This window comes from Haloarcula sp. CBA1122 (assembly GCF_009741785.1).
Classification (GTDB): Archaea; Halobacteriota; Halobacteria; order Halobacteriales; family Haloarculaceae; genus Haloarcula; species Haloarcula hispanica.
On record NZ_WPCB01000036.1, the window covers coordinates 1 to 20,765 of the forward strand.

Consider the following 20,765-nt stretch of genomic DNA (forward strand, 5'->3'; position numbering starts at 1 on the left):
AAAAGGTACTATTGGAACCGCACGCCGAGGTCGTGCAGACCGTCGTTGTGGCGGGCGACGTTGATGAGCAACGGCGTCAGTCCCTCGATTTCGGCGGCGTTAGCGAGCGGGCCGCCGTCCAGCGCACGCAGCCCCTCGATGCCTTCGGCGAGTTCACAGACGGTGTCCTTGGCGTCGGTGTCGTCGCCGACGACGATGGTGTCCCAGTCCAGATCGGCGTCGAGGTTGGCGAGGCGGCCGGCTGCGAGGTTGTGGAAGGCACCCACGACGGGGGTGTCGTCGGGGGCGGCGTTGGCGGCCAGTTGCGTGACGCTGCCGGCACCGGGGCGGTTGTAGTGGAAGCCGTCCTCGTCGCGTTGCATCCCGACGGCGGGGGACACGAGCGTGGTGTCGTCGAGTTCGTCGGCGACGGCGTCGATGGTGTCCGTGAGGTGGTAGGCGGGGACGGCGGCGACGACGACGTCGGCGCGGGCGGCGGCGTCCTCGTTACCCAGCCAGCGATTGCCACGTCGTCGTGGCCGCGGCTGGCCAGTTCTGTCTCGTACTCCTCCGCTTTGTTCGCCGCCTTCTGGGCTTTCCGGGAGCCGATGATGATCGTGTGGTTGGTGTCGTCAGCCCAGCGGAGGGCGAGACCTTGGCCGATGTCTCCAGTACCGCCAAGCAACGCGATGTCCATACTTACGGCGTAGGCCGACCACTGAATAAACGTTGTGTGACAGGTTCGGTCATACTGTTGGCTGTCCCTAGTGTCCGATATTCGCTACCCTGTGTGGCGAAATTCTTTACAGACGTACAGCCGACAGTATCAGGTGTACTCCTCCCAGGCCCGGTCGAACCCGCCGGCGAAGGCGACGTACAGCGCGCTCCCGAGGCCCACCAGATAGCTGAGCCACTGTGTCGCGACGCCGGGGATCGAGGTGGCCCCGAGCCAGAGAGCAAATATCGTCGAGAGCGGGACCATCACGAAAAAGAGGACGATGATGAACATCCCGACGCGGCCCGGCCGGTGGACGGATTCGAGGATGTCGTCGCGTTCGCGCATCGTCCAGTAGGCCACGACGAGGCCGATTAACTGGCAGGTGACGGCGTACAGCGGCACCAAATCGACCGACGGTTCGTGGATGACCGCGCCCCCGACGAGCCCGGCCCAGATGCTCACCAGGAATGCCCAGCCAAACGTCGGCAGTCGTCGCATACCCGAGGTCTCTGTCCCGCCGGTGAAACCGTTGCTGTTTGCGGTCGAGGGGCGCTGCCGGTGACCCGATGACGCGGGCTACGCCGCATCCAGAAGCTCCGGCAGGTCGGTGACCGATTCGACGACGGCGCTCGCGCCGTTGTTGGCGAACGTCCGGCGGCCGGCGTCGCCGGTCAGCCCGCCGGTCAGGACGCCGATGCCGTAGTACACGCGGTCGTCGTCGGCTTCGTCGGCGTTGACCGCCGTCGCCACGTCGTCGAGGGTATCTCCAACGAAGGCGACCCGCTCGGCGTCGAAGCGCTCGGCGAGCGTCCGCAGGGCGGCGGGGTGGGGCTTGCCCTCCTCCCAGTCATCCATGGTGAAGCGGTGCTCTGTGGGCAGGTCGAGACCGACGCGCTCCAGCGCGATGTCGGCCTCGGCGGCCGGGCGGCCGGTGACGACGCCGACGGCGAAGCGGGCCTGCAGGGCCGACAGCGTCTCGTCGTCGACCAGGAGCGGCTCGTCGTGGATGTAGCCGGGCGCGGCAAACGGCGGCTCGCCGCCCTCGATGTCCCGGTAGAGGTCAGTGCCGAGATACAGCGTCTGGAACACGTCCCGGAGCTGTTCGCGGTCCCAGGCGTCGAAGACTCGGTCTTCGGCCGGTTCGTCCAGCAGGTCACGAACCACTGCCTCGGCCGCGTTGAGGCCGCCGCCGCGCTCGGCGATGGCGTCGGTGAACGCCGCCAGGTCGGAGACGGCGGACTCGCGGTCGGCGAGGACGAACAGCGCCGCTGCGTAGGTCAGTTCCCAGTCGTTGTTGAACCCGCCGGCGTCCTTGAACTGCTGGACCGCCGCCTTCTTGATCGTGTCACCGTACACCCGGTCGATAGATTCGACGATTGCCCGACGATAGGAGTCGGCCACGTCCACCAGCACGCCGTCGATGTCGAGGACGACCGCGTCGACTTGCATGGGCGAGCGAAGGCAGTCCTCACTCAAGCGCCTTGCTATCTTTCGCCCGGTACAGCGTCTCCCCGCCCGGGAGCTGCTCCCGCTCGACGGCGACCGTTGGCTGGTCGCCGCCCAGCGTCGTGAACCAGAATGCCGCCCCGACGGTGTTGGCGACGGCCAGCGTCGGTCGGTGCAGCTCCGGCGGTAAATTCCGGGCGAACACGATATCACACCCCGCATAGACGGACTCGTCGGGGTCGAGAATATCGTCGACAACGAACCGCACGCCTCGGGGACCGCCCGTTCGACGATGTCCGTTGCGGTCACATCCACGCCCCGCTCGGCCAGGGCCCCGGCTACGTCAGGGTGGTTTCCGATGCCGACCTCGACGACGGAATCGACAGACGCCAGTCGGTCGACAAGCGGGCCGGTGGTGTCGGTCACGTCGTACAATTTATGAGATGCGGGCGCATATGCGTTCCCATGCACGTCGACATCGTGCCGGTGGGCGAGGTCTCGGCCCAGGTCAAACGCGAGGCCTCGGACGGACTTCGATCCGTCTACGACTGTGAAGTCTCGATGCACGAGCCACAGTCCATTCCCGCCGGCGCGTACGATGGGGACCGCGACCAGTACCGCGCAGAGGAGTTCATCGACCTGGCTCGCCGGGTCGGCTCCGGCGGCAAAAACATCGCTATCACGCCGAAAGATCTCTTCTACCGCCGCCGGAACTACGTTTTTGGGCTCGCATATCTCGGTGGCTCCGGCAGCGTCATCTCCACGTACCGGCTCCAGACATCTTCCGATGGCGGGTTCTCGAACCGCTCGGCCGGCGAAATCTTCTCGCAGCGAGTACGCAAGGAGGTCGTCCACGAGGTCGGCCATACCCTCGGGCTGGAGCACTGTGACAACAAACGCTGCGTGATGAACTTCTCCCCCACTGTCCGACAAGTCGACGTGAAGGAAGTCTCACTGTGTGGCTCTTGCCAGCGAAACGTGCTGTAGTTTGCGAGCGCATACCAAACTGATTCGGTATAGCGCCTACAGTTCCGTGGTACTTGTACACATACGCGATGAGCAAGAGTCAGTCCCCCGAACGCGTTGCAGAACTGCGAGACATCTTCGTGACGGTCACCGGCGACGAATCAATCACCGAATCCCAGGCAGACGAGCAAACCGACCGCGAACTCGACCCGGACGAGGAGTTCGACCCGGCCGAAGTCGCTGACGGTCTCGACGATGCGGTTGCGGGGTCCGAGACGGACGGTGGCAATGACCCTGCGGCGTAACGCCGCGGACTACTCCTGTCTCCTTTGCGAGTAGCGGCTGTACTACTACCTGAGACGTAGTCTCACCAGCTAACTCCCGGGGTGACATGTGGAGTCAATAGCCACGCCGAGCGCGGTTCGGCAGGCGCGACCGTCGAGTATCGACCTCCGTCGACGAAACCGCTTGAGCACAGCTGTTCTCGCAAAAACGACTCCGGCTGAGGTCTCTTCACCCGTAGATTTCCGATGACGAGACAGTCGCCGTCTGGCTCTCGCCAGCCTCGCTCCCGCTCTGAGCCTACGGCGCGTAGTAGTACTCGCCGGCGTTCTTCTGTTCGCGGTCCAGTTGCGAGTCGGGTTTGTTGATGCGAGGGCGGGAGGTCCGTTCGTCACGGCGGAAGGTGATGTCGAGGTTCTGGAGGAACTCGTTCATCCCCTCGCGCATGCCCTGTGGCGGCGCGGCGTGGCCGTTCCGGGCCGGTTCACCGTCGAAGACGAGCAGGCGGTCGGCCAGCAGGTCGATCATGTAGATGTCGTGGTCGATGACCATCGCCGTCGCGTCATGGTTCTCGGCGTAGCGACGGATCGCGGAGGTCGCCATGACGCGCTGTTCCACGTCCAGGTGGGCCGAGGGCTCGTCCAGCAGGTAGAGGTCGGCGTCCTTCGAGAGGCAGGCCGCGATGGCGACTCGCTGGCGCTCCCCGCCGGAGAGATCGGTGAGCTGCTGTTCCATCACCGACTCCAGTTGGAGCGGCTGGGCGATTTCGGTGTTCCAGTAGGAACTCCCGAAGTCGTCCGTGATCGACGCGAGGAAGGCGTCGACGCGCATCGGCTGGTCGATCTCGATGTACTGGGGCTTGTAGGCGATGTCGAGGCTGGTGTCGATTTCGCCCGCAGTCGGTTCGAGCCGGCCGGCGAGCATCTTCGCGAACGTCGACTTCCCGATACCGTTCGGGCCGACGACGCCCAGTACTTCGCTCTCGCGGATGGTGCCGGCCTCGACATCCAGCGAGAACTCGCCGTCGCCGTAGCTCTTCTGGAGCTCGGGGTACTCGATGACCACGTCGCCGCTGGAGGCGCTCCGTGGCGCGTGTTCCTCGAACTCGATGTCCGTCTGGCGGATGCGCATGTTCTCGTTTTCGAGGTAGCCCGAGAGGTACTCGTTGATGCCCTTCTTCGTCGATTTGGGCGGCGTGATGATACCGAACGCGCCGGGGGTCCCGTAGGCGACGTTGATATTGTCCGCGAGGAGATCCAGGATGGCGAGGTCGTGCTCGACGACGAGCATCGAGCGGTCCTCCTCCTCGGCGAGTTCCCGGATGAGCCGCGCGGCGGTCATCCGCTGGCCGATGTCGAGATACGGCGTGATCTCGTCGAGGAAGTAGAAATCGGCGTCCCGCGCCAGCGTGGCGACGAGGGCGACCCGCTGGAGTTCCCCGCCGGAGAGGTCGTCGATGTGGTTGTCGACGACCGGCTCGATACCCGTCTGCTCGATGAGGTAGTCGAGGTCGCCCCGCTCGTCGGTCTGGTCCAGCAGTTCGATGGCTTTGCCGTCGAACTGGTCCGGAATCCGGTCGACGTACTGGGGCTTGCGGGCGACGCTCACGTCGCCGTCGCGCATCTGTTCGAGGTACTCCTGCAGGGCAGTCCCGCGGTATTCGTCGAGGATCTCGTCCCAGTTCGGCTCCTCGCCGTAGCGGCCCAGGTTGGGCTGCATCTCGTCGGCGAGGATGCGGACGGCGGTGGTCTTCCCGATGCCGTTCGGGCCGAGAATCCCCGTCACCTGGCCTTCGGCGGGGCTCGGAAGCCCGTACAGCGCGAAGGCGTTCTCCCCGTAGCGGTGGACCGGCTCGTCGGTCAGCTCCTGTGGGAGATTAATGATCTCGATGGCGTCGAACGGGCACTTGTTCACGCAGATACCGCAGGACTCGCCCAGACAGATCTCCTCGGAGATGCGGACCTGGTCGGGCTGGCCCTCGAAGGGTTCGTCCTCCTCGTACTCGTCTTCCCGCTTGACGATGCACTCTTTCCCGCTGCGGTTGGGCGGGCAGTAGTTCATGCACTCGTAGTTACAGCGGTCGGGCTGACACCGCTCTAGGTCGACGACGGCGATACTGTCCTCGGCCATCGTTACGCTCCCGTCGTGAGGAGAATGCCCCACGAGACGAACCACAGCGAGAAGGTCATGAAGCCGATGTAGAGCACGTCCTTCGCCGAGAGGTCGTCCGTGTCGATGCCGATCACCCGCAGAATCGGGAACTGTGCTGCGATAGCGACCGCGAGGACAAGTATCCCTTGCGGGGCGTCCGGCGTGGCCGCTAACTCGTTGGAACCGAACGCGGCGGCGATGCCAGCGACGGCTGTCAGCGTCGTGACAGTGAGCCCCCGCATATGGGAGCTCATTCCGTCCGCCGTTTCCGTAGCCATACCACACGTTCCACTACCCGCAACCAAAAGGTGCGCGGTTCAGTACTGTGACGCGGCCGCAAATGCGTGCGGCGGCGAGACGGACTCCTCAATCTTTATGCGCCCGGCGCTTGTGATTACGGGTAATGACGGACTCTGATGGGGAGGCCATCGCAGACCTTCCGCCGAGCGCAAAGCTCGTATACAAGGTTCTGGAGTACGACGGCCCGCTGACACAGAAAGGCATCGTCGAGGAGTCGATGCTCTCGGCACGGACCGTTCGCTACGCTCTGGAACGACTCGACGAAGTCGGTGTCATCGAAGAAGACGTGTACTTCGCCGACGCGCGACAGAATCTCTACGAGATTATCGACCAACCGGCGGAAGCGGACGCCGCCGTCTCGGACTGACACGCCTTCTCGCTTGGCTGTTTCGCGACGCGTTCACGCAGCCGCTGGTTACAGCGACGCGACCACGTCGTCCGTCATCGCGATCTCCGCGAACTCACCGCGCAGTTGCGCCAGCGCAGTCCGGTGAACGAGCGACGGCTCGAAGCGTTCGCCGTCGAGCGTTCGGTCGAACGTCGCCGTCGCGTCGCCTGGGACGACGACGTCGAAGCCGCGGTTCTCGGCCATCCGAGTCGTCGTCGAGACACAGTGGTCGGTCGTCAGGCCACAAACAACGAGCGTCTCGTGGTCCCGTTCGCGGAGCCACGCCTCCAGTCCGGTGTCGACGAACGCGCCGTTGACGCGCTTTTCAAACGTCGCTTCTCCCGGTTCGGGCTCCAGTTCCGGCTTGAACGCGAACCCCGGTTCGCCGTGCCGGAGCGGCGAGTCCGGCTCCGTCGAGTTGTGCCGGACGTGGACGACCGGAAGCCCACGCTCTCGCCATTCGGTAAGCAGGCGTGTCGCGTTCGCCTCGGCGTCGGGGTTGCTCCGCGTCCCCCACGCCGGGTCGTCGAACCCCTGCTGGAAATCCACCAGCACGAGCACCGGTGTCTCGGGCAGTGCGACCATTTCAGTCGGCCGGCTCCGGGGCGGGCGTCCCGATGAGCCACTTCGATTTCGGGTGCTCGCGCGTCACGGTTATCGGACACTCGTCCGGCGACGCGTCCTCGTCCGACGACAGCATGTACTGGGGCCACTCCCGATCGCCCTCGACGCCCCAGTCGCCCAGGTCGGCGTGGGGACAGACGCCGTCGTACTCCTCCAGCCGTCCCTGGATGATATTGCGGGCGTGCTGACCGGCCTCGGTGTCGGCCGTGACGTTCAGGTCCTCGAACAGCGCCCGGGGCTGGAACGTGATCTCCAGCCCGACCGGACAGTAGCGGCTCTTTCGCGTGCCGTAGAACGGCGCGCGGCAGGTCGGAAACATCGGCTCGCCCCCGAAGCAGAACTCCCAGTGCGGGTCATCTGGATCGGTCGGGATGTCCTCGGGCCACGGCTCCGGGTCGTGGACGTGGAGGAACTGGAGGATATGCCAGAGTCGGTCGTGGTACTCGGCCTCCGTCAGCGGTCGCTCAGGCGGCCGGAAGAAGGTCACTAGCGAGGCCCGCTCGCTGTGGTCCTGATAGGTCTCCAGATACGTGAGCAGCGTCCGGCCGAGGTCGAACAGCGCGTCCGGGTCGCTCATTGACGGGACAGCCGTGTACAGCGGTTCACCGTCTCGAACTGACTCTGCGCCGAAAAAACAGGGGAACGGGGAGCCGTTCCGCTCACCGGTCAGCCCCTCACGGAAGGTCCGCCAGTGGGCCCCGACCCACTCCGGTGCGTCACCGCGCTCCACTCGGGCGGCCAGCGTCTCCTGGTCCTGTAAGCTCCCGACGACTGCGTCAGTCATGGCTAGTCGGTCGTGTTCCACCGGAATTTAGCTGTCGTTTTCGCCGGCTCGGCCCCATTTCTCGGCGATAACCGCACGACCGGCTTGCTCGCCGAACCCTACGACGGCACGACGGTAATCGTGCTGCCGCGGTCGATCGCTCGCTCTAGTTCCTCGGCGATGCCCGACCCGCGCGAGACCTGAATCTCGCCGCTGCGGGAGACCGTCGCGGTAAAGAGGTACTCACCGTCGGCCTGCAGTTCGACCGTGTCGCCGGCGTGGCCGTCCAACGGGACGATGACGTGCCGGGAGGTGACTTCCGGCTGGACGATCTCGCCCTGCTTGCCGCCGGATTCGGTCTGGGGGCCACCGGAGGGACCTGACGGCCGTTCCTCGAAGGTCCGCACGTCGATGTCGATGCCGAGGCGGTTCTCCACGTCGGAGATGCGGCCACCGCCCTTCCCGATGACCTGCGAGATGTCGTCGTCTTCGACCCAGACGACGGCGGTGTTCGGACCGCGGAGTTCGACCTCGACGTGGCCGCGAGCGATGGAGCGGATCTCGCGCTCGACTTCCTGTTTGGCGAGGCGGTCGACGCCGGAGTCCTGCTCGTCCTCGTCGTCGCCCAGCGGGACCGTGACGACCTGGTTGTTGAAGGTGTAGATCTCGAACTCCGGCCGGTTGGTCTCGAAGTCCTTGACCATGATGACCGGTCGCGCGAGGTCCTCCTCCATGAGGCCTTGCGGGACCTTGACTTCGGTCGTCACGTCGTAGACCGTGTCGACCTCGCCGGCTTCGATGTAGACGACGGTGTCGACGATCTGGGGGATGAGCCCCAGTTCGACGCGGCCGATGAGCCGCTGGAGCGCGTCGATGGCGCGGGTCGCGTGGACGACGCCCACCATGCCGACGCCGGCCAGGCGCATGTCCGCGAACACCTCGAAGTCGTCTGTCTTGCGCACCTCGTCGTAGATGGTGTAGTCCGGCCGGACCATCAGCAGCGAGTCGGCGGTCTTCTCCATGGAGCCGCCGAGTTCGGTGTACTGTGTGATGTTCGGGCCGACCTGGAGGTCCCGTGGCTTCTCCATCGTCTTGACCGCGTAGTCGGCGTCGACGAGGAACTCCCCGACCGCCTGGGCGAACGTCGATTTCCCGGCCCCGGGTGAGCCGGAGATGAGGACGCCGCGTTGGTGTTCGGTAAAGCGGTCCCGGAGTTCGTCCGCGTACTCGTAGTCGTCCAGTTCGGTCTTGACGATGGGCCGGACGGCCGTGATTTCCAGTGCGTCGGCGAAGGGCGGCCGCGCGATGGCGATCCGGAAGTCCCGGAACTGGGTGATCGTCATCCCGGGCTCGTCGAGTTCGAGGAAGCCGTCCGGCGAGGCGCGCGCGCTCTCCTCGATGTCGGCGGCGTACTCCCGTAGCTCACTTTCGGTTGCAGGGTCGTCGCGGATCGGCGTGTACTGCATGTCGCCGATAGAGCCCTTCTTGGCGTAGGGCTGGACGCCGACCTTGAGGTGGACGCTCATCGTCCCCTCGTCGAAGAAGTTCTCGATCTGCAGGCGGTCGACCGTCCGCTTGACCGGCTCGACGAACTCCACTGCGAGCCCTTTCGCGCGGGCCACCTGGGCCTGCACGTCGTCGCTGGTCACGAGCGTGGCACCGCGGTCACCGGCGATGTCCCGGATGAGCGCGTCGATCTGCCCCTCGCCGGCCTCGCGCTTCTCGATGGCGTCGGGTCGTCGGCCCACGTACTCCACGTCGATAGTACCCCCCTCGGCCAGGTCGACGAGCGTCTGGAGCTCTTCAAGGCCCTCCCAGCCCGTCTCGCGGCCGTCGTTCGCCTGTGCTTCGAGTTCGCCGACGACGGCTTCGGGGACGACGACCGTCGCGCCGGCAAAGCCCATGCCGTCGACGTCGGTGTCGGGGTCGGCATCGGCCTTCACTTGGTCGGACACGCGGCCGTCGATGACCACGCTCGTGTCCGGTACGATTTCCATATCGGCCGTTGGAGACTGCCGTTGATAAGGGTATGGAGTCCGTGCCCTCTCCGTCCCTGCCGTCCGCGGGCAGGCTCACCTGCCCCGGATTTTTGCCGCTCCGGCACACGACCCACGGTATGGAGACGCTGCCGTCGCTGACTCGTGCCCTCGTTTCGATCCCCAGTCACGACGACGAAGCGGCTGCTGGGGAGTACATCCTGACGTGGCTCCGGGACCACACCGATGCGCAAGTCACCCGCGACGACCACGGGAACGTCATCGCCCGCAAGGGCCAGGCCGACGACTCGCTCGCCTTCGTCGGCCACCACGACGTCGTCCCGCCGGACGAGTCCCAGGTCGACGCCGACGGCGAGTACGTCGTCGAGGAACGCGACGGCCGTCTCTACGGCCGGGGCGCAGCGGACATGAAGGGGTGTGTCGCCGCGGCGTTGCTGGCCTTCCGGGACGCCGACCCCGCTGGCGAACTGATTTTCGCTTCGTTCGTCGGCGAAGAACAGGGCGGCATCGGCTGTCAGGCCGCCATCGAGGACGGCTTCGCGCCCGACTACGCCATCGTCGGTGAGGGGTCGACCGGCTACTCCGCACCAGGAACGACGGACGTGGCCGTCGCCCACAAAGGCCGGCGGGGATCGACTATCGTCGCCGAGGGCGCGGCGGCCCACGCCAGCGAACCTGAAGCCGGCGCGAACGCCATCTACCGCGCGACCGACGCCGTCGACATGGTCCGGGACCTCGACTTCCCCGAGACGACCGTCCTGGGCCACGAAATGAGCGGGAGTGTCGCCGTCACAGAAATAGATGGCGGCTCGGCCTGGAACGTCATTCCCGAGCGATGCGAGGTCACCGTCGACGAGCGGACAGTCCCGGGCGAGCGCGCGCCGCTGGACCGGGTCGAAGCTATCGACGGCGTCTCCTGGCGCGTTGATCAGGACCTCCCGCCGATGGCCTGTGGCGACGCCGACTTCGCGGAGCGGGTGCTGGACGCCGCTACCGCCGCGCAGGACGCGACACCTGAACACGTCGTCAAACCGCACGCGACCGACGCCGGCTGGCTCGCCCAGGCCGGGACGGACTGCGTGATTGTCGGCGCGGCCGAACCCGGCGAGGCCCACACTGGTGATGAGAGCGTGTCGCTGGCTGTGTTGGAGCGGTGTCGAGACATCTACGAGGACGTTGCCGAGTCGTGGCCGCCCGAGTGACTGTCGGCTGTTCCGCGCTGCCCTGATGTGTCCTGTTAGCTAGTGCACCCCTTACCGGCGGCGTCGGGCCTTTACGGTCACCGGCCTAACGCCGCCGTATGGCAACAGCGAGCGAGGACAGCGAGTCCACGTACGAGCAGTTCCTGGATCACGTCCGCCGCCTCCACTACGTCGAGGACGCCGGCGGCGTCCTCAACTGGGACCAGCAGGTGATGATGCCCGACGCCGGCACGCCGGCCCGGGCGAAACAGACCTCCGCCATCTCGACGCTCCATCACGATCTGCTTACCGACGACGATCTGGCCGACTGGCTGGACGAACTCGACGACGCTGACCTCGACCCCGAACAGGAGGCCGTCGTTCGGGAGGTCCGGCGGGACCACGAGCGGGCCACCAGGGTCCCCGCAGACCTTGTCGAACGCCTCTCCGAAGCGTCCTCGAACGCCCTGCCGGTCTGGAAGGAAGCCAAGGCCGAGGACGACTTCGACGCCTTCGCCGACACGCTCGAAGAACTGGTCGAACTCCGCCGGGAGTACGCCGCCGCCATCGACCCCGACCGCGACCCCTACGAGGTGCTGTTCGAGGAGTACGAGCCGTATCTCGGCATCGACACTGCCGAGGAAGTACTCACGAACCTCCGCGACGCGCTCGTCCCGCTCATCGACGACATCGCCGACAGCGACGTGACGCTTGCCGACCCATTCGAGGGCATCTACGACGACGACACCCAGCACGACCTCGTCGAGACAGCGCTTGACACGCTTGGCTACGACTGGGACCGCGGCCGCCTCGACACCGCTCCCCATCCGTTCTCCATGGGGACGCAGTTCGACGCTCGCGTCACCACTCGCTTCACCCCCGAGGACCCGCTTGACGCGCTCGGCTCGACCATCCACGAGTTCGGTCACGCCACGTACACGCTCGGCCTGCCACAGGAAGCGTACGGCACGCCGCTGGGCGACAATCGCGACCTCTCGGTCCACGAGTCACAGTCACGCTTCTGGGAGAACCACGTCGGCCGCTCGCGGCCGTTCTGGGACTTCTTCACCGAGACGGCCAACGACCATCTCGGGACCGACGCCACCGCCCAGCAGTTCTACGAAGCGTTCAACGAGGTGTACGACGACAACCTCATCCGGGTCGAAGCGGACGAACTGACCTACCATATGCACATCATCGTCCGCTTCGAAATCGAGCGAGACCTCATCCGTGGGGACCTCGACGTCGAAGACGTGCCAGAGGTCTGGAACGACAAGATGGAAGAGTATCTCGGTATCCGCCCCGACACCGACGCCGAGGGCTGCCTGCAGGACATCCACTGGACCAACGGGGCCTTCGGGTACTTCCCCACCTACACGCTCGGGTCGGTGCTGGCCGCGCAACTGGACCACCACGCTCGGCAGGACATCGACGGCTTCGACGACCACGTCCGCGCCGGCGAGTTCGGCCCGATTCACGACTGGCTCACCGAGAACGTCCACCAGCACGGCGCACGCTATCGGACTGACGACCTCGTGGAAGAAGCGACGGGCGAGTCCTTCACCGCCGAGCACTTCCTCGACTACGCCGAGGAGAAGTACCGCGCGCTGTACGACTGCTGACACGACGGTCGACGAACCCCGTTCCAGATATCGACTCTGATACTATTGGGCAACTCGTTTTATATTCCCCTCCCATTGTGACGACTACTATGGCTGAGAGACCGACGGAAAATGTAACGAACCAAACAGGGACGGGGATCGACACGGACATCCAGGACGACGTCGCGGAGAATATCGACACGGAGGCCGGCTACAGCCACACTGCAGCGAGCGAGATCCAGACGATGCTGGCCGAGCTGGAGGGCACGTCGGTCGGAATCGCGGAGGAAACTGCCGAGATCCGCGAACAGGCCGCCGAGCAGTACGAGGGACTGACAGACATCGCAAACGAGGTGTCGAACCTCTCGGCGTCGGTCGAGCAGATCGCCTCGTCGTCCGAAGAGGTGTCCGCGGCCTCCCGCGAAGCAAAGGAACTCGCCGAACGCGGGCAGGGGAACGCTGACGACGTCCACGAGGCGATGGAGAACATCCAGCAGGCGGCCGACAGCGTCGCCGAGGACGTCAAGACGATTCAGGAGAGCGTCGAGGAGATCGACGAGATCGTCGACGTCATCAACGACATCGCCGACCAGACCAACATGCTGGCGCTGAACGCGTCCATCGAGGCCGCTCGCGCCGGTGAGGCGGGCGAAGGGTTCGCCGTCGTCGCAAACGAGGTCAAGAGCCTCGCCGAGGAGTCACAGGAGCAGGCGACGACCATCGAGCAGATGATCGACGGCATTCAGGACGACACCGAGAACGCCGTCGAGAGCCTCGAAGAGAGCAACGAAGAGATCGACGACGGTATCGACACTGTCGAGGAGTCGACCGAAATCCTCGAAGAGATCGACGACACTGTCCGCGAGGTCAACAACGGTATCGAGGAGGTCGCTACGGCGACGGACCAGCAGGCCGCCTCGACCGAGGAAGTGGCCAGCATGATCGACCAGTCCACGGACGCAGCCGAGGATATCGCCGACGGTACGGCCGACATCGCCGAGGAATCCGATGAGCAAACCGACCTTCTCACCGACATCAATCAGGCGATAGACGATCTCGTCGCGGACCTCCAGCGCAACAACTGAGCGGCGAACTGTCCCGGCTGTTCGGATCAGCTCTGCGTCCCGAACGTGCCCCCCGCGACGAACCCGTCGTTTATTTCTCCGGGTGGCGTACGGCCACTATGCGACCGGATCTGGATCCAGAACAGCTTGACCGGTACTCCCGGCATATCATCATGAACGACGTGGGGCCGGAGGGCCAGGCCGCGCTGCTTGACACCGACGTGCTGGTCGTCGGGGCCGGCGGCCTCGGCGCACCGGTCCTCCAGTACCTCGCGGCTGCGGGCATCGGGCGGCTGGGTATCGTCGACGACGACGTGGTCGAGCGGTCGAACCTCCAGCGGCAGGTCATCCACGGCGACGACGATGTCGGCCGACCGAAGGTCGACAGCGCCGCCGAGTTCGTCACCGGCCTCAATCCCGACGTGACCGTCGATCGCCACGAACTGCGGCTGGCGCGGGAGAACGCGACCGACCTGGTAGCCGACTACGACATCGTCGTCGACGCCTCCGACAACTTCGCCACGCGGTTCCTCGTCAACGACGCCTGCACGCTGTCGGGGACGCCCTTCTCCCACGGCGCGATTTTCCAGTTCGAGGGCCAGGTAACGACGTTCTCCGGCGACAGTCCGTGTTACCGCTGTCTGTTCCCCGAAGCGCCGCCGGAGGGAACCGTTCCCGACTGCGCGACCGCGGGCGTTCTCGGCGTCCTGCCGGGCACTATCGGGTGCATGCAAGCGACCGAGGTCGTCAAGCTCGCGATGGACTACGGCGAGACGCTGGAGGGGCGACTCGTCGCCTACGACGCCGCCGAGATGTCCTTCGAGGAAATCCCCGTCGCCGCCAACCCCGACTGCCCGGTGTGTGGCGAGGACCCGGCCATCGCGAGCGTCGCCGACGCAAGCTACGAGGGACGCTGTTCGCTCGCCGAGGACTGACCGACTCGCTCTGTACTGACCGGCTCGCCCTGTACTCGCCGCCAGTTTTCATGGCTGATACTGTGGAAGCGAGCTTTATGCGCCGACAACCGCGAGTATCGGTATCCCCTCACATGTCCAGCCCTGACCACGCATCGCATCCCCTCTCGGTTCGCCTCCAGATGCCCGGCTACGTCGAACTCGTGTTCTCGCTGGTGCTCGTCTGGGGCTTCGGCGATGCGCTGTCGACGCTGTTCGCCGCGCAGTTTGCCGGGCCGGGGCTGGAAGCAAACCCGTGGATACGGACCCTCCTTATTCACGAACCGCTGCTCGTAATCGCTTTGAAGATGGCCGTCGTCCTCTACGTCGGCGTCGTCCTGCTGGAGTGTCGCGACGTGGTCGAGCGGGTCCCGCTGTGGCGGGCCTGGTTTCTCTCGGTCGTGGCCCTCGGTGTCGTCGTCGTTCTCGGGAATACCTACGTCGGGCTGGTCGCTGCGGTAGTGTGACGCGAGAACGACTCCGTTCTGTCGATTCACAACGCTTTCGCACCGTCCCCCCGGAGTATCTGGCCCAATGGAGACACTCACGTCACCCGACGGGACCGCCATCGCGTACGACCGCCCTGGCGACGGACAACCGGTCGTGCTGGTGCATGGAACGACCGGCACGTCGGCGGTCTGGGACCGGTTTCGCTCTCAGTTACCCGACGGCTACACGCCCGTCGCGGTGGATCGGCGGGGCCGAGGCGAGAGCGGCGACGCCGACGACCACTCGCTCGCCCGCGAGGTCGACGACGTGGTCGCACTGATCGATTCGCTCCCGGGTGACCCAGTGCTGTTCGGTCACTCCTTCGGGGGGCTCTGTGCGCTGGAGGCCGCCAGAGAGACCGATATCGCCCAGCTAATTCTGTACGAACCGGCGATACTGGTCGGCGATCACCGCGACGGCGCACCGCTCGCGCCACGGCTCCGGGGCCACCTCGACGCGGGCGACCGTGAAGCCGTCATCGAGGCGTTCTTCCGCGAGACGAGCACCAGCGGCGACCCCTCGCAGTGGCCTACCGCCGAGCGTGCGCCGCTGGCCGAGACGGTCGATGCACCCACGCTACTCCTTGCTGGGTCCGAGAGTCCGGCGTATCTCCGCGACGGAATTCGGGCAATCGACGACGCGATGAGTGCTGCCACGTTCGTCGAACTATCCGATGTCGGCCACGTCGGTGTCTGGCGAGCCCCGGAAAAGGTCGGCGCGGCGGTTCGCTCGTTCCTCCCCGACCGCTGATGCCGCGTTCGGTACCCTGACAGTTTACGCCCGGAGCGCCGGCAGGTCTACAACCACATCTTGTGGCGGCGTCTCGAACAGGTCCGGGTGACACAGCGCCGCCAGGAACTCAAGCGTGTCCACGAGGCGCGGCCCCGACCGATTTACGTAGTGGTGGCCGTCCATCACGTACGCCCGGCCGTCCCGGACCGCAGTCAAATCGTCGAAGCCGGGCCGCTCGGTCAGGTCAGCGATGTTCTCGCGGGTCTGTGCCACGTCGAAGCCACAGGGCGCGGCCACCAGCACCTCGGGGTCGTAGTCGACGACCTCCTCCCACTCGCGGGGCCGGGAGTGAGCGCCCGCCTCTTCCATTCCATAGGTGCCGCCGGCTTTCCGGACCATCTCTGGCACCCAGTGCCCGCCGACCATCACCGGGTCGAGCCAGTCGAGCACCGCCACGCGGGGCGTCGTCTCGGCCCGCGCCGCTGTTGTCTCCACTGCTGCGACGCGGTCACGGAGGTCCGCGACGAGTTCGGCGGCGCGCTCGTCGCGCTTGATGGCTGCACCGACCCGGTGGATGGACTCGAACAGGTCGTCGAGGCTGTGGACGTCCAGCGTCAGCACGTCGGCGTCCAGTCCCAGTTCCTCGACAGCCTCAGCGACCACCACGTGGTCGACAGCACACACGTCACAGACGCCCTGGGTGACGATGAGGTCGGGGTCCAGTTCTGCCAGCGTCTCGCGGTCGATGGCGTAGACGCCGCCGTCCTCCTCGGCGGCCGCGACCTGCTCGTTGATCTCGCCGCTTGAGGCCGTCGGGTCGACGTGCGAGCGGTTGACTGACGGCTTCTCGCGGGCCGCCGGCGGATGGTCGCACTCGTGTGAGACGCCGACCGGCTCGACGCCGAGCGCGTAGACGATTTCCGTCGCCGAGGGCAGCAGCGTGACGACTCGCATACCCTGACCTTAGCCCGCGCGGACAAAAACCTGCGTCCGCCACACCGTCCGCACGGTTCGTTACGCTTACCCTCTGTCGCCGAGGAGACGCGGGTATGGAAGTCAAGTCGCGACACCACCTCCGTTCGGACGAGGTCGACACCATCACGACGGCGCTGTCGGACAACCTCGGTGTCGAACTCGACGCGGACAGCTTCGAGAAGGTCGAGTTCGACGACAGCGACTGGGACGTCGTCCTCGTCGATGGCGACCCGCTCGTCCTCTATCTGAACGGCGAACCGTTCCTGACCGTTCAGGGAGCTAATCAGTACCCGCCACAGAAACACGTCGTCACCGTCGATGCGGGGGCCGTCTCCTTTGTCTCGGACGGCGCTGACATCATGCGGCCGGGCATCACCGAGGCCGACGACGACATCAGCGAGGGCGACCTGGTCGTCATCAACGAGGAGTCCCACGGGAAGTTCCTCGCTGTCGGCCGCGCACAGACCGACGGCGACGACATGGTCGGCGACAGCGGAAAAGTCGTCAAGTCGCTGCACCACGTCGGCGACGACCTCTTCGAGTTCTCGGTGTAGCGCAGTCCACTGGTATCGCACTCCAGTCACACCAGCGGCCGAAGCCCGAACCGGTCGAGGGTACGGTCTATGCCGATTCTAGCAACCGCTTCGGCCACGCCAGCGCTCACGGCCACCCCGAGCAGCAGTGGCCAGACGGTGAGATACGACGACAACGGGTGGAGATGCGTCCCGTAGAACCACTGCGACACCGTGTTGCCAAGCAGCCAGAGCGTCACGAGGACTGGCGTAACAAGCGAGAGGCGGCTACAGAGATACAGCGGGACGGCACCTGTGAGGACCATCCCAACGGCGGCGTAGCCGGCCCCGAACGCGAGTGTCGTCGGGTCCTGCGACGAGAAATGGACGCCGCTTGCAAACAGCCACGACAGCACCCCGATGGCATAGACGACGCCACCGACGGCTGCGACGGTGCGGGGAGTCGTTCTGATGGAGGGCGGGCGCATCGCTGTCGGTGTTTGCTCCGCCGCTGAATAACGTTTTGTGTGGGACTCGCTGTTCCTGCTCGCCACCACGGCCGATCAGGGGTGCTGTGGCGACACGTTCGATGGACGAAAAGTTGAAACGGGTAGCGCACGCCGTGAGTGACATGGGACTGATGAGCAAGATCCTCGGGGAGTCTGGATCCTCTCGGAACACCGAGGATTACGTCGAACTGAACGCGAACGAATTCGAGATGACCGGGACGGAACTCGAACGCCAGGTTCGGATCGCCCGTATCAGCGACAAGCAGGACGTCATCGACATCAAAGACGCCGTCTACGACGGTGACGTGGTCGTCGCGGACATCACGCGCCACTCCACGCAGGACCGTACGATGGAACACATCAGCGACGAACTCAAGCAGGTCGCCAACGAGGTCGGTGGCGACATCGTCCAGAAGGACGACGACCAGCTCATCATCACGCCGGCTGGCGTCGGCATCTCCCGGGAACGCCTCGGTCAGTAGGATTGTGACAGCCCGGCCAACGGGACCTCGCCGTTCGGTCGATCTTGTCAGCTTGTATCAGTCTAACTGCCGGTTTTCGGGGGCTTCAATGCGTTTTTCGGTGTCGCCACGCTAAGGGCGGCAATGACTGAACCGGCGATACGCGCCAGTGGATTAGGGAAGCGCTACGGCGACGTCCAGGCGCTCGACGACCTAGAATTGACAGTAGAGCAAGGCGAGTTCTTCGGGCTGCTCGGGCCGAACGGAGCCGGCAAGACGACGTTTATCAACACGCTGGTCGGCCTCGTCCACAAAGACGCGGGGACCGCCGAGGTGTTCGGCTTCGATGTGGAAGACGACTACCGGGAGGCCCGCGACCGCATCGGCGTCGCGCCACAGGAGTTCAACGTCGACCGTTTCTTCCCCATCATCGAGGTGCTGGAACACAAGGCGGGCTACCACGGCATCGGTCGGGCCGAGGCCCGGGAGCGCGCCGAAGACGCGCTGAAGACGGTCGGTATCTGGGACAAGCGCGACACACGCTTCGACTGGCTCTCCGGCGGAATGAAACGGCGGTTCGTCCTCGCGCGCGCGCTCGTTTCCGACCCCGACCTGCTCATCCTCGACGAGCCGACGGCCGGGGTCGACGTCCAGCTCCGGCACGACCTCTGGGATATTATTAACCGGATGAACGACGCTGGGACGACGATTCTGCTGACGACCCACTACATCGAGGAGGCCGAACGCCTCTGTGACCGGGTCGCAATCATGGACGACGGGCGGAAAGTCGAAGTGGCGACCCCCGACGACCTGATGGCCCGCGGGACGGACACTATCGTCCTCGAACTCGCCGAGATGCCGCGGACGGCCCCGCGACTCGACGTGGAGGGGATCACCGACATCGAACTGACTGACGAGGGTCTGGCTGTCACGGCGATGGGAGGGAGCCAGACCGCGCCGGCGATCATGCGCGACCTCGAAGCGCAGGGTCACACCGTGACCTCGCTCGATATCCGCCGCGCGTCGCTCGAAGAGGTGTTCGTCGACATGACCCGCGACGACCGCGAGTACGCGGAGGTGTCCGCATGAACGCGAACGCGACGCAGTTCCTGACACTTGTTCGGCGGGAAATCCTCCGGTTCGTCCGCCGGCCGTACAACACCTTCCTCCCGCCGATTATCACGAACGCGCTGTATTTCTCCGTGTTCGGCGTGATTCTGGGGAGCCGGATTGGGGAAATTGCGGGCGTGAGCTACCTCCAGTTCGTCCTGCCCGGACTGGTCGTACTCGGGGCCATTTCGGACAGTTTTGAGAACGCCTCCTTCACTATCTTCCACGGGCGCTGGAACGACTACATCCAGGCTGTTCTCACTTCTCCGATGTCGAACCGGAGCATGGTGGCCGCCTATGTCTCGGCCAGCGCACTCCGGGGGGTCGTCACGTCACTGCTGATCGTCGGTGTGGGCCTGATATTCACCTCGGTTCCCGTCGCCAACCCCGTGTATCTCGTCTCGTTCCTGCTGGTGATTACCACACTGTTCGGCGGGCTCGGCGTCATCGGCGGCCTCTGGGCGAGCGACTTCGACTACCTGACAGTGATGAACCAGTTCATTCTCCGGCCGCTGGTGTTCTTCGGCGCGGTGTTCTACTCGCTCGAAGTCCTCCCGGCGTTCTGGCGGAACGTCTCGCTTCTCAATCCCATGGTGTACATGGTCAACGGCGTTCGCTACGGCATGATCGGCGTCACCGAAATCGATCCGAACACGTCGCTGGCCGTCCTGACCGGGACGACCGTGGTCGTGCTGTCAATCGACTACGTGCTGTTCAAGCGCGGTTACGGGCTCGCCGAGTAGCGCCGTTCTGACTCTCGAATCTTTCCGATCAACGGCTGCATTTTGTCGTCGATATCGCGCCGATGAAACGGGAATGCCGGCTCGGTAACTGACCTGGCCGCGCTCGAATGCCGGATTGGGTCCGCTCCGGCGGGCGGACAAACTATGACAGGCTGCCCCGGAGCTGGCTCCGTGGCAACACGAGGGGTGTCTCGTGCCCCGGATACTTGTGCGCGCCTCCGGGTGAGGCGTATGTGAACCTATGCCACAAGCGTATTTAGATGTGACGCCCGTCTGACGCTGCGTGATACTGGCGGTACTCAGTGTCGATATCGAAGAATTTCCGGATGGCTACGCGGGCCGTGCCGAACCGATACGCAGTACCAGCCTGCCGGCACTCGCGGACTGCGTGCGCCCGACGACCGTCGTTAGACGTTGTCCGGGGCGTCGGCGTCGTCCTCGACCGAGCGCTTCAGTGAGTCGCGTCGTGCCTTCGCGTCGCGGTCGGTCGCCTCCTCCAGGAAATCGTTCTTGATAGCGACGGCGTCCTCGGCCGCATCGACGTTGCCCTCGGCGATGACGTCCTCTGCCGGTCGCTCGTCGATGTGGAGTGCGATCTTGTCTTTCTTCGAGCCGTACTCGACGCGGCCCGCGACGACCCGGTCGAACACGGGGTTGTCGGGGTCGTCGACGACCAGCAGGTCGTTGCCTTCGTACTCTTCTGTATCCGTTACTTCGCCGAAGTACTCCTCGACGAACGCTTCCATATCAGGGACGCGGTCTTCGAGATGCTCGCCCCGTCGCATCTTGTACTCTCGCATGGGCGAGTTTTTGCGAGGGGC

The 20,765-nt window shown here is 65.3% G+C and carries 23 protein-coding genes and 2 pseudogenes; 13 read left to right on the plus strand and 12 right to left on the minus strand.

Translation table 11 applies throughout. The annotated features are described in order from the left end of the window. Positions 1-8 precede the first annotated feature (8 nt). From npdG to GJ630_RS13750, 4 genes and pseudogenes are all read right to left on the minus strand, one after another. A pseudogene (gene npdG / locus GJ630_RS13735) lies at positions 9-676 on the minus strand (NADPH-dependent F420 reductase). A gap of 129 nt (positions 677-805) precedes the next feature. Further along, entirely contained in the window at positions 806-1,195 is a 390-nt protein-coding gene (locus GJ630_RS13740; protein WP_050037057.1) for a hypothetical protein, read from the minus strand. A gap of 78 nt (positions 1,196-1,273) precedes the next feature. Next, positions 1,274-2,146 (minus strand): TIGR01548 family HAD-type hydrolase, encoded by an 873-nt coding sequence (locus GJ630_RS13745; protein WP_191450059.1) that lies wholly within the window; start codon positions 2,144-2,146, stop codon positions 1,274-1,276. A gap of 19 nt (positions 2,147-2,165) precedes the next feature. Next, positions 2,166-2,578 (minus strand): annotated as a pseudogene (locus GJ630_RS13750) (UPF0146 family protein). A gap of 30 nt (positions 2,579-2,608) precedes the next feature. Here GJ630_RS13750 and GJ630_RS13755 point away from each other — a divergent pair. Then, positions 2,609-3,130 carry an archaemetzincin family Zn-dependent metalloprotease gene (locus GJ630_RS13755; protein ID WP_004514915.1) on the plus strand — a complete coding sequence of 174 codons (522 nt, stop codon included), beginning with the start codon at positions 2,609-2,611 and terminating at the stop codon, positions 3,128-3,130. 68 nt (positions 3,131-3,198) lie between these two features. Next, positions 3,199-3,414: a hypothetical protein gene (locus GJ630_RS13760; RefSeq protein ID WP_014041267.1), complete on the plus strand. Its 216-nt coding sequence runs from the start codon at positions 3,199-3,201 to the stop codon at positions 3,412-3,414. Positions 3,415-3,691: 277 nt separating this feature from the next. On the opposite strand, the gene GJ630_RS13765 is transcribed toward GJ630_RS13760, so the two are convergent. Then, entirely contained in the window at positions 3,692-5,521 is a 1,830-nt protein-coding gene (locus GJ630_RS13765; protein WP_191450060.1) for a ribosome biogenesis/translation initiation ATPase RLI, read from the minus strand. A 2-nt stretch (positions 5,522-5,523) separates the two neighbouring features. Continuing rightward, positions 5,524-5,820 carry a hypothetical protein gene (locus GJ630_RS13770; protein ID WP_023843411.1) on the minus strand — a complete coding sequence of 99 codons (297 nt, stop codon included), beginning with the start codon at positions 5,818-5,820 and terminating at the stop codon, positions 5,524-5,526. Positions 5,821-5,945: 125 nt separating this feature from the next. Between GJ630_RS13770 and GJ630_RS13775 the strand changes: the two genes are divergently transcribed. Further along, a complete protein-coding gene (locus tag GJ630_RS13775) occupies positions 5,946-6,209 on the plus strand; it encodes a winged helix-turn-helix domain-containing protein (protein WP_004514919.1) in 264 nt (87 codons plus the stop codon). A 48-nt stretch (positions 6,210-6,257) separates the two neighbouring features. Here GJ630_RS13775 and GJ630_RS13780 read toward each other — a convergent pair whose 3' ends face one another. From GJ630_RS13780 to GJ630_RS13790, 3 genes are all read right to left on the minus strand, one after another. After that, complete coding sequence (locus GJ630_RS13780; protein ID WP_191450061.1) at positions 6,258-6,815, minus strand: cysteine hydrolase family protein; 558 nt, start codon at positions 6,813-6,815, stop codon at positions 6,258-6,260. A gap of 1 nt (position 6,816) precedes the next feature. Further along, a complete protein-coding gene (locus GJ630_RS13785) occupies positions 6,817-7,638 on the minus strand; it encodes a YqcI/YcgG family protein (RefSeq protein ID WP_191450062.1) in 822 nt (273 codons plus the stop codon). A 98-nt stretch (positions 7,639-7,736) separates the two neighbouring features. Beyond that, the gene (locus GJ630_RS13790) at positions 7,737-9,614 is read right to left on the minus strand and encodes a PINc/VapC family ATPase (protein ID WP_191450063.1); all 1,878 of its coding nucleotides are present in this window, start codon (positions 9,612-9,614) and stop codon (positions 7,737-7,739) included. A 119-nt stretch (positions 9,615-9,733) separates the two neighbouring features. Between GJ630_RS13790 and GJ630_RS13795 the strand changes: the two genes are divergently transcribed. The 6 genes from GJ630_RS13795 to GJ630_RS13820 all read left to right on the plus strand — a co-directional run bounded on the left by GJ630_RS13795 (position 9,734) and on the right by GJ630_RS13820 (position 15,652). Then, entirely contained in the window at positions 9,734-10,816 is a 1,083-nt protein-coding gene (locus GJ630_RS13795; protein ID WP_129755584.1) for a M20 family metallopeptidase, read from the plus strand. Between the two features lie 98 nt (positions 10,817-10,914). Further along, positions 10,915-12,417 (plus strand): carboxypeptidase M32, encoded by a 1,503-nt coding sequence (locus tag GJ630_RS13800; RefSeq protein ID WP_191450064.1) that lies wholly within the window; start codon positions 10,915-10,917, stop codon positions 12,415-12,417. 89 nt (positions 12,418-12,506) lie between these two features. Next, positions 12,507-13,481, plus strand: a complete 975-nt coding sequence (locus GJ630_RS13805) for a methyl-accepting chemotaxis protein (protein ID WP_014041260.1) — start codon at positions 12,507-12,509, stop codon at positions 13,479-13,481. A gap of 98 nt (positions 13,482-13,579) precedes the next feature. Then, positions 13,580-14,395, plus strand: a complete 816-nt coding sequence (locus GJ630_RS13810) for a molybdopterin-synthase adenylyltransferase MoeB (RefSeq protein ID WP_129755581.1) — start codon at positions 13,580-13,582, stop codon at positions 14,393-14,395. A 113-nt stretch (positions 14,396-14,508) separates the two neighbouring features. Continuing rightward, a complete protein-coding gene (locus GJ630_RS13815) occupies positions 14,509-14,880 on the plus strand; it encodes a DUF5658 family protein (RefSeq protein WP_050007092.1) in 372 nt (123 codons plus the stop codon). A 67-nt stretch (positions 14,881-14,947) separates the two neighbouring features. Beyond that, the gene (locus tag GJ630_RS13820; RefSeq protein WP_191450065.1) at positions 14,948-15,652 is read left to right on the plus strand and encodes an alpha/beta fold hydrolase; all 705 of its coding nucleotides are present in this window, start codon (positions 14,948-14,950) and stop codon (positions 15,650-15,652) included. Between the two features lie 24 nt (positions 15,653-15,676). Here GJ630_RS13820 and GJ630_RS13825 read toward each other — a convergent pair whose 3' ends face one another. Then, positions 15,677-16,588: a cobalamin-binding protein gene (locus tag GJ630_RS13825; RefSeq protein WP_191450066.1), complete on the minus strand. Its 912-nt coding sequence runs from the start codon at positions 16,586-16,588 to the stop codon at positions 15,677-15,679. Positions 16,589-16,683: 95 nt separating this feature from the next. Here GJ630_RS13825 and GJ630_RS13830 point away from each other — a divergent pair, with 95 nt between their 5' ends. Next, positions 16,684-17,163, plus strand: a complete 480-nt coding sequence (locus GJ630_RS13830; protein WP_064288762.1) for an RNA-binding protein — start codon at positions 16,684-16,686, stop codon at positions 17,161-17,163. 26 nt (positions 17,164-17,189) lie between these two features. Here GJ630_RS13830 and GJ630_RS13835 read toward each other — a convergent pair whose 3' ends face one another. Beyond that, complete coding sequence (locus GJ630_RS13835) at positions 17,190-17,609, minus strand: hypothetical protein (protein WP_014041255.1); 420 nt, start codon at positions 17,607-17,609, stop codon at positions 17,190-17,192. Between the two features lie 143 nt (positions 17,610-17,752). On the opposite strand from GJ630_RS13835, the gene sepF reads away from it, so the two are divergent. The 3 genes from sepF (at position 17,753) to GJ630_RS13850 (ending at position 19,944) form a co-directional block, all read left to right on the plus strand. Then, positions 17,753-18,112: a cell division protein SepF gene (sepF, locus tag GJ630_RS13840; protein ID WP_014041254.1), complete on the plus strand. Its 360-nt coding sequence runs from the start codon at positions 17,753-17,755 to the stop codon at positions 18,110-18,112. 123 nt (positions 18,113-18,235) lie between these two features. Next, on the plus strand, positions 18,236-19,180 hold the full coding sequence (locus GJ630_RS13845) for an ABC transporter ATP-binding protein (RefSeq protein ID WP_191450068.1): 945 nt from the start codon (positions 18,236-18,238) through the stop codon (positions 19,178-19,180). Next, positions 19,177-19,944 (plus strand): ABC transporter permease, encoded by a 768-nt coding sequence (locus GJ630_RS13850; RefSeq protein WP_014041252.1) that lies wholly within the window; start codon positions 19,177-19,179, stop codon positions 19,942-19,944. The genes GJ630_RS13845 and GJ630_RS13850 overlap by 4 nt, the downstream gene beginning before the upstream one ends. A 407-nt stretch (positions 19,945-20,351) precedes the next feature. Here GJ630_RS13850 and GJ630_RS13855 read toward each other — a convergent pair whose 3' ends face one another. Next, positions 20,352-20,744 carry a DUF5611 family protein gene (locus GJ630_RS13855; protein ID WP_008308010.1) on the minus strand — a complete coding sequence of 131 codons (393 nt, stop codon included), beginning with the start codon at positions 20,742-20,744 and terminating at the stop codon, positions 20,352-20,354. Positions 20,745-20,765: the final 21 nt, after the last annotated feature.

Excerpts from the sequence above, each read along its gene's own strand:
- GJ630_RS13740 (WP_050037057.1), bottom strand. The coding sequence starts at position 1,195 with ATGCGACGACTGCCGACGTTTGGCTGGGCATTCCTGGTGAGCATCTGG.
- GJ630_RS13785 (WP_191450062.1), bottom strand. The coding sequence starts at position 7,638 with ATGACTGACGCAGTCGTCGGGAGCTTACAGGACCAGGAGACGCTGGCC.
- GJ630_RS13805 (WP_014041260.1), top strand. The coding sequence starts at position 12,507 with ATGGCTGAGAGACCGACGGAAAATGTAACGAACCAAACAGGGACGGGG.
- GJ630_RS13820 (WP_191450065.1), top strand. The coding sequence starts at position 14,948 with ATGGAGACACTCACGTCACCCGACGGGACCGCCATCGCGTACGACCGC.
- GJ630_RS13780 (WP_191450061.1), bottom strand. The coding sequence starts at position 6,815 with ATGGTCGCACTGCCCGAGACACCGGTGCTCGTGCTGGTGGATTTCCAG.
- GJ630_RS13815 (WP_050007092.1), top strand. The coding sequence starts at position 14,509 with ATGTCCAGCCCTGACCACGCATCGCATCCCCTCTCGGTTCGCCTCCAG.
- GJ630_RS13795 (WP_129755584.1), top strand. The coding sequence starts at position 9,734 with ATGGAGACGCTGCCGTCGCTGACTCGTGCCCTCGTTTCGATCCCCAGT.
- GJ630_RS13810 (WP_129755581.1), top strand. The coding sequence starts at position 13,580 with ATGCGACCGGATCTGGATCCAGAACAGCTTGACCGGTACTCCCGGCAT.
- GJ630_RS13760 (WP_014041267.1), top strand. The coding sequence starts at position 3,199 with ATGAGCAAGAGTCAGTCCCCCGAACGCGTTGCAGAACTGCGAGACATC.
- GJ630_RS13850 (WP_014041252.1), top strand. The coding sequence starts at position 19,177 with ATGAACGCGAACGCGACGCAGTTCCTGACACTTGTTCGGCGGGAAATC.
- GJ630_RS13745 (WP_191450059.1), bottom strand. The coding sequence starts at position 2,146 with ATGCAAGTCGACGCGGTCGTCCTCGACATCGACGGCGTGCTGGTGGAC.
- GJ630_RS13765 (WP_191450060.1), bottom strand. The coding sequence starts at position 5,521 with ATGGCCGAGGACAGTATCGCCGTCGTCGACCTAGAGCGGTGTCAGCCC.
- GJ630_RS13825 (WP_191450066.1), bottom strand. The coding sequence starts at position 16,588 with ATGCGAGTCGTCACGCTGCTGCCCTCGGCGACGGAAATCGTCTACGCG.
- GJ630_RS13855 (WP_008308010.1), bottom strand. The coding sequence starts at position 20,744 with ATGCGAGAGTACAAGATGCGACGGGGCGAGCATCTCGAAGACCGCGTC.
- GJ630_RS13845 (WP_191450068.1), top strand. The coding sequence starts at position 18,236 with ATGACTGAACCGGCGATACGCGCCAGTGGATTAGGGAAGCGCTACGGC.
- GJ630_RS13800 (WP_191450064.1), top strand. The coding sequence starts at position 10,915 with ATGGCAACAGCGAGCGAGGACAGCGAGTCCACGTACGAGCAGTTCCTG.
- GJ630_RS13775 (WP_004514919.1), top strand. The coding sequence starts at position 5,946 with ATGACGGACTCTGATGGGGAGGCCATCGCAGACCTTCCGCCGAGCGCA.
- GJ630_RS13835 (WP_014041255.1), bottom strand. The coding sequence starts at position 17,609 with ATGCGCCCGCCCTCCATCAGAACGACTCCCCGCACCGTCGCAGCCGTC.
- GJ630_RS13830 (WP_064288762.1), top strand. The coding sequence starts at position 16,684 with ATGGAAGTCAAGTCGCGACACCACCTCCGTTCGGACGAGGTCGACACC.
- GJ630_RS13755 (WP_004514915.1), top strand. The coding sequence starts at position 2,609 with ATGCACGTCGACATCGTGCCGGTGGGCGAGGTCTCGGCCCAGGTCAAA.
- GJ630_RS13790 (WP_191450063.1), bottom strand. The coding sequence starts at position 9,614 with ATGGAAATCGTACCGGACACGAGCGTGGTCATCGACGGCCGCGTGTCC.
- GJ630_RS13770 (WP_023843411.1), bottom strand. The coding sequence starts at position 5,820 with ATGGCTACGGAAACGGCGGACGGAATGAGCTCCCATATGCGGGGGCTC.
- sepF (WP_014041254.1), top strand. The coding sequence starts at position 17,753 with ATGGGACTGATGAGCAAGATCCTCGGGGAGTCTGGATCCTCTCGGAAC.